Annotated in this window: 5 protein-coding genes; 1 reads left to right on the top strand and 4 read right to left on the bottom strand. The window is 71.7% G+C overall.

Going from position 1 to position 6,616, the window contains the following annotated elements; all coding sequences use genetic code 11:
- Positions 1 to 212 precede the first annotated feature (212 nt).
- The gene (locus tag O1R50_RS03970) at positions 213 to 773 is read right to left on the bottom strand and encodes a GNAT family N-acetyltransferase (RefSeq protein WP_270108578.1); all 561 of its coding nucleotides are present in this window, start codon (positions 771 to 773) and stop codon (positions 213 to 215) included.
- Between the two features lie 108 nt (positions 774 to 881).
- Positions 882 to 1,370, bottom strand: coding sequence for an Imm1 family immunity protein (locus O1R50_RS03965; protein ID WP_270108576.1), 489 nt, complete (start codon positions 1,368 to 1,370; stop codon positions 882 to 884).
- A gap of 307 nt (positions 1,371 to 1,677) precedes the next feature.
- On the opposite strand from O1R50_RS03965, the gene O1R50_RS03960 reads away from it, so the two are divergent.
- Positions 1,678 to 4,563 (top strand): BTAD domain-containing putative transcriptional regulator, encoded by a 2,886-nt coding sequence (locus O1R50_RS03960; protein WP_270108575.1) that lies wholly within the window; start codon positions 1,678 to 1,680, stop codon positions 4,561 to 4,563.
- Between the two features lies 1 nt (position 4,564).
- Here O1R50_RS03960 and O1R50_RS03955 read toward each other — a convergent pair whose 3' ends face one another.
- The gene (locus tag O1R50_RS03955; protein ID WP_270108574.1) at positions 4,565 to 5,380 is read right to left on the bottom strand and encodes an ABC transporter permease; all 816 of its coding nucleotides are present in this window, start codon (positions 5,378 to 5,380) and stop codon (positions 4,565 to 4,567) included.
- Positions 5,377 to 6,339: an ATP-binding cassette domain-containing protein gene (locus tag O1R50_RS03950; RefSeq protein WP_270108573.1), complete on the bottom strand. Its 963-nt coding sequence runs from the start codon at positions 6,337 to 6,339 to the stop codon at positions 5,377 to 5,379. Before O1R50_RS03950 ends, O1R50_RS03955 begins: the two co-directional genes overlap by 4 nt.
- Between the last annotated feature and the right edge of the window lie 277 nt (positions 6,340 to 6,616).

Here is a 6,616-nt window from a genome sequence, read left to right as displayed (position 1 = left end):
CCCACCCACACCGCCTGACTATACCCCTTAAAACGGCGGCCGGCCCCCCCCCCCCCGCCCCCCCCCCCCCCGCTACCCCACACCCATCAATTGGATTCGACTCGCCTTGCGGCTTGTCACCCCTCAGGAGATTTCCCCTTGCACCGAACAGTAGAGCCGGGGGCTCTGCGTTCCACGCGAGAACCATTAGAGGTTCATTAGATCCACGGGCCCTAGCGCTCCGGAGGCGCCGTCGGTACCGGAGGGTCGGCCAATTCGGCCAGGATCTTCTGCCAGACGCCGACGTCGCGCCACTCGCCGTGCTTGTAGCCGGCGGCGTCGATCGTGCCCACCAGCTTGAAACCGAACGACGCGTGCAGCGCCTCGCTGCCCTCGTTCGGGCTCGTCACCAGCGCCATCACGCTGCGGAACCCTTGGGCCTCAAGGCGCTTGAGGAGTTCCCGGTACAACGTCGAGCCCACGCGGCGGCCGCGCTGGCCGTCCGCGACGTACACCGTGGCCTCGGCGGTCCAGTCGTACGCCTGCCGGGCGTTCCACGGCTTCGCGTACGCCAGGCCCACGACCTCGCCGTCGGACTCCGCGACGAGCCACGGATAGCGGCCGCCGTACGCGGCGATCTCCTGCTCCCAGTCGGAGGCCGGCTGCGGCTCGGTGCGGAAGTTCGCGGTGCTGCGGGCGATGTAGTGGTTCACGATCGCGGCGAACGCGGCCGCGTCCGAGGACTCGGCGAAGCGCACGGTGACCAGGTCCGGGGGCGTGTCACTGCTGCTCATGAAGCGCAAGACTAACTGTGCGGATTCACGGCTGGCAAGCTTCGCCGAGGTGAGGTGGGACCGGTGCCAGGTCGCGATCCCACGCTGCGAATGCACGTCGCATCGACGTCACCACACCGTGCTCGGCCGCCACATGCATCCGGACGGGCGCAGGCCGCCCGTCGCCCGGAAGTCCTCCACCGCGCGCGCCAGCGTGCTCAAGGCGATGTGCGCGTCGGTCGGGAACGTGCTCGCCGTATCCATGTCCCGGAAGAGCCGCAGCTCCGGCGCCTGCGGCTCGTTCGAGAACGTGACCCAGGCTCCCGGACCGTAGTCCTCGCCGCCCGGACCGTAATAGGCCAGCGCCCCGACCTCCGCCGCTTTGTCCGCGGTGATCTTGAGGCCGTGGTCGGGCCGGCCGCCGGGCTCGTAGCCGGGCCGGTCGCGCACGAGCGCGGTCGCGACCTGCAGGAGGTCGGCGGCCACGATCGTGGCCACGGCGGCGGCGACGCCGTCGGGGTCGTGGGCGAGGAGCACCTGGGTCCCGTTGTCCCGGGTCTCGAGCCGGAATTCGACGCAATAACCGGCGATATGCGCGCCCGCGGGGCCAGGGCTCATGGGGGGTTCTCCTTCCGGGTCGAGCGACTCGGCAGTGCGGGACTGGGAATCGTTGTGGTAATCGAGACTGATCGCCATGGCGGACACCGCACCTCACATGTACTGCTTCGGGGTTTTGTGAACGACAGTACGTGCGCGATCGGGCCCTATGTTCGATTCAGTCGGGAACCTGACAGAAAAGCCATGATAAGCCCCTGATATGCCGTGACAACCTGTTCATGCAAGTAGCAGATTCCATTGGGGAGTCCGCCACCTGTCGCCCGCACCCGGTCCCCCCTGTTCCCACCAGCGCGGCAAGATAGACCGCATGCGAGTGGAACTCCTGGGGCCGATGCGGGTGCTCGACGGGGACGGCACCGAGATCCCCGTCCCCGCCGGACGCCAGCGCGCCCTCCTCGCCCGGCTCGCACTCGACCCCGGCTCCGTCGTGACCGCCGCCGCGCTCATCGACGCCGTGTGGCCCGAAGACCCGCCCGCCAACGCGAGCGGCGCCCTCCACACCCAGTTGTCGCGCCTCCGCGGCCTCCTCGGCGACCGCCTCGAAAGCGGTCCCGGCGGCTACCGGCTCAACGCCGCCACCGACCTCGAGACCTTCGAGCACCTCGCGGCGCGCACCGAAACGGCCTCCAGAGCGGACGCGCCCGCCGCCGCCCGGACGAGCGCCGAAGCCGCCCTCGCGCTCTGGCGCGGCCCGGCGCTGGCCGACCTCGACGGGTACGCCTTCGCCGAGACCGCCCGCGCGCGGCTCGCCATGCGGCGCGACGCCGTCAGCGCCCTGCACCTCGACACCAGGCTCCGCCTCGAAGGCGCGGACGCGGTGCTCGCGGAGCTCGCCGCCCGCCACAGCGCCGACGTCCTCAACGAGCCCGACGCCGCCCGCTACATGCTCGCGCTCGCCGCCGCGGGCCGCCGCGCCGAAGCGCTCGGCGTCTTCGACACCGTGCGCGGAAAGCTCGCTGACGAGCTCGGAGTCGACCCCTCGAACGTCCTGCGGGAGGCCCATCTCGACGTGCTGCGCGGTGTCGAACCGCAAGCGGCCCAGCACAAGCCGAATCGGCTGCCGGAGCCGCTGACGGCGTGTATCGGCCGCGAGGCCGAGATCGCGGCGGTGACCGGGCTGCTCGGGGTGAACCGGCTCGTGACCCTCACCGGCCCCGGCGGTACCGGCAAGACCCGCCTCGCGGTGGAGACCGCGCACCGCCTCGCCGCCGAGGGGCGCGAGGTGCGGCTGGTGGAGCTCGCGCCGGTCGCCGACCCGATGCGGCTCCCCGAGGTGTTCGGCGACGCGATCGGCCTCGGCGAGTCGATCCTCGCCCGCCGCAGCGAGGACCCGCGGAAGCGCCTGACCGAGGCCCTGTGGGGCCGCGAACTCGTGCTCGCCGTGGACAACTGCGAGCACCTGGTCGAGGACGCCGCCGAACTGCTCGCGCACCTCCTCAGCCGGGTCCCGGGCCTCACGGTGCTCGCGACCAGCCGTGAAGCGCTCGGCATCACCGGGGAGGCGGTGCTCGGCGTCGGGCCGCTGCCGCTGCCCGACAGCGCTGCCGTCGAAGGCGCCGATGCGGTGGCGGACCTGCGGTCGCACGCGGCCATCGCGCTGTTCGAGGAGCGCGCCCGCCAGAGCGATGCGGCGTTCGCGGTAGACGCCGCGAACGCCGGGCTGGTGCTGCAGGTGTGCACCGCGCTCGACGGTCTGCCGCTCGCGATCGAGCTCGCGGCGGCCCGCCTGCGGTCCATGAGCCTCGACGACCTCGCCGCGCGCCTCGGCGACCGGTTCAACCTGCTCGGCCGGGGTCCGCGCACGGCCGAGCCGCGCCAGCGGACGCTCCGCGCGGTGGTCGACTGGAGCTGGGACCTCCTCGACCCGTCCGAGCGGCTCGTGCTCGCCCGTATGTCGGTCTTCAGCGGCAGCGCCGACCTCGCGGCCGCGTGCGAGGTCTGCTCCGCGACGGCCGACGACATCACCGGCCTGGTCGAGAAGTCGCTGGTGCAGCGACTGCCGGGCGGCCGCTACCGGCTGCTGGAGACCGTGCGCGAGTACGCCGCCGCCCGGCTCGCCGAGGTCGGGGAGACCGCCGAGCGCTTCGAGCGCCACGCCGAGCACTACGCGGACCTCGCCGAGGAGGCCGAGCCGCATCTCATGCGGGCTGAGCAGGTTGCATGGCTCGACCGTCTCGGGACCGACCACGCGAACCTGTTCGCCGCGATCCGCCGCATGGTCGCCGCCGGGAACTCCCGCGTCGCCTTCCGCGCGATCGCGCCGCTCTCCTGGTACTGGTGGATGCGCGGCTACCGCGACGAGGGCATGGAGCTGGCCCGGCAGGTCCGCGGGCTCTCGTCCGAAGACGTCGACCCGATGCACCGGGCGAAAGTGGCGATGGCCGGCAGCTGGGCCCTGTGGTCGGGGAGGGTCGACCCCGCCGAGTTCGACACCGAGTACGCCGCGGCGCAGCGCATCTGCGAGGAGCACGACCTGTACGAGGTCGAGCCGCTGCTGCGGATGATCCCGATGGTCAGGGCGATGATCGCCGGAGACGCGGACCGCCTGCGCGAGATCCTGGAGGAGATCGGCCCCGACGGCAACCCGTGGGTGCGCGGGATCGGCCTGCTGTTCGCGTCCGAGTTCTCGCTCCGGTCGGGGCGGCCCGAGGCCGGCGCGGCGGAGACGGCCGAGTCGGTGGCGATCTTCGAGCGGCTGGGCGAGCGCTTCGGGCTCATCCTGTCCTGGCAGGACCTCGCGATCCAGCGCATGGGCGCGGGGGACCACGAGGGCGCGCGAGACCTGCTGCTGCAGGCGATCGCGGCCGAAGCGGAGTTCGGTGCGGACCTGGCCGACTCGGTGATCGCCGAGCACCTGTGGCGGGTCGAGGCCGAGCACGGCGACGATCCCGAGGGGATGCTCGGGCAGATGCGCTGGTACCGGGAGCGGGCCGAGCGGATCGGCAACGCCGAGAACGCCCTCGCCGCCCGGAACGCGGCGGCGATCTGCCTGCGCCGCATGGGGAAACTCGACGAGGCGCTGCGCGAGCTGCTCGACGCCGAGACGGATCTGCCGCGCTTCCAGGGGTTCTCGGAGGTCACGATGCAGCTCTACCGGCAGCTCGCGGCCGTGGCGCGCGAGCAAGGCGACCCGGACCTGGAGGCCCGGGCCGCCTCGATGCTCGAGCAGAGCATGTGGCCGTTCAGCTCGTAGCTCAGTCGGCCAGCTTGCGTCGGTAGGCCCGCAGCGACAGCGGCACGAACACCGCGATGAACGCGGCGCACCAGCCGAGGAGCGCGAGCACCTCGCCGCCCGGGTCGCCGCCGTCGAGGAACACCCGCATTGAGTCCGCGAGAGCGGTGAGCGGGTTGATCTCGGCCCACCACTGGACGGGGCCGGGAAGCGTGTCGCCCTCCACGAAGATCGTCGAGGTGTACGCGAGCGGCATGAGGAGGCTGATCATCCAGGTCTGGATCTGCTCCTCGCTCTTGGCGGTGAGGCCTACGAGGGCCATCGACCACGAAGCGGCGAACAGGAACAGCAGGAGCGCCCCCGCCGCCGCGGCGGTCCCGAGGACGCCGCCGTCGGCGCGGTAGCCGATCGCGAAGGCGACGCCGCCGACGACGAGCAGCGCCCACGCGTGCTTCACCATGTCGGCCGCGACCCGCCCGGCGAGCAGCGCGAACCGCGACACGGGCATCGCGGTGAGGCGGTCGAACACGCCCTCCTTGATGTCGCCGTAGAGGCCCAGGCCCGTCGAGGTGATGGCGAAGAACAAGCCCATCGCGATGATGGTCGGGCCCGCGTACTGCAGGAAGTCCTGCCACGAGCCCATCATCTGGCCGCCCATGAAGAACGTGATGGAGAGCAGGATCATCAGCGGGATCATGAAGAAGTCGACGAGCTGCGCGGGGGCGTGCTTGATCGAGGCGAGCGAGCGGCCCGCCATCGTGGCGCACTGCGCGAGCGTCCCGCGCTCGGTCGTCCAAGTCGTTGCAGCGCTCAGCGCCTCGGTCTGCAGCGTGGTCATGCCGCAAGCTCCTTCGCGGGCTGGTCGGTGCGGGCACGGTGCCCGGTGAGCTGGAGGAAGACTTCGTCGAGGGTCGGTTCGCGGAGCCCGAAGCCGTGGAGGTCGACTCCGGCCTGGCCGATGCGGGCCATCACGGCCTGCGCCTCGCCGGCGTGGGCGACCGGAACGATCACGGACCCGTTCTCGGTGCGGGCCTTCACGCCCACGGCCCACTCGGCGAGCTGGACGAGCTGCTCCGCCGCCTCGGGCCGGGCGGGGGAGAGGCGCAGGACCTGACCGCCCACGGCCTGCTTCAACTGTGAGGGGGTGCCGGAGGCGATCACGCGGCCGGTGTCGATGACGGCGATCGTGTCGGCGAGCTGGTCGGCCTCTTCCAGGTACTGCGTGGTGAGCAGGACCGTGGTGCCCGCGGCGACGAGGTCGCGCACGACCGCCCACAACCCGCCCCGGCTCTGGGGATCGAGGCCCGTCGTGGGCTCGTCCAGGAACAGCACCTCGGGCCGCCGCACGATCGACGCCGCGAGGTCGAGGCGGCGGCGCATCCCGCCGGAGTACTTGCCCACGGCGCGGGTGGCGGCGTGGGCGAGGTCGAACCGCTCGATGAGCTCGTTCGCGCGGGCCTTCGCCTGGCGGCGGGACGCGCCGAGGAGCCGCGCGACGAGCACGAGGTTCTGCTCCCCGGAGAGGTTCGGGTCGAGGCCGGCGTACTGGCCGGTGAGGCCGATGCGCTCGCGCACCTGGGCGGCCCGTTCGACGACGTCGAGCCCGAGGACGCGGGCGGTCCCGGCGTCGGGCTTCGCGAGGGTGGACATGACGCGGACGGCCGTGGTCTTCCCGGCCCCGTTCGGGCCGAGGACCCCGAGCACGGTGCCGGGGGCCGCGGCGAGGTCCACGCCGCTGAGGGCGTGGACCTCGCCGAAGGACTTCTTCAGTCCCCGGACTTCGATGGCGTATCGCATGGAGTGTGCCTTCCTGATCGGCTTCCTGTGCCACCCAGCGTGCGCGCCTTGCCTTTCACCGCGGTCCCACTCCGCTTTCACCGCTTGCGGGCACGTGAAAGGGCCGCCTCCGCGCTGCGGAGACGGCCCTTTGCGAAGGAGGGATCTAGCTGTTCTGTCTCGGGAGGTTGTGAACACCTCACGAGCTGAGTCGGGCTGAGACGAGGAGAGGACCTTCTGGTTCGGTGTGAATCGCTACAAGACACGCCAAGCCAGAAAGGCCCTCGATGAGCCACTC

This window comes from Glycomyces luteolus, assembly GCF_027622875.1.
Taxonomy (GTDB): domain Bacteria; phylum Actinomycetota; class Actinomycetes; order Mycobacteriales; family Micromonosporaceae; genus Glycomyces; species Glycomyces luteolus.
This window is presented reverse-complemented; position numbering and strand designations above follow the sequence as displayed.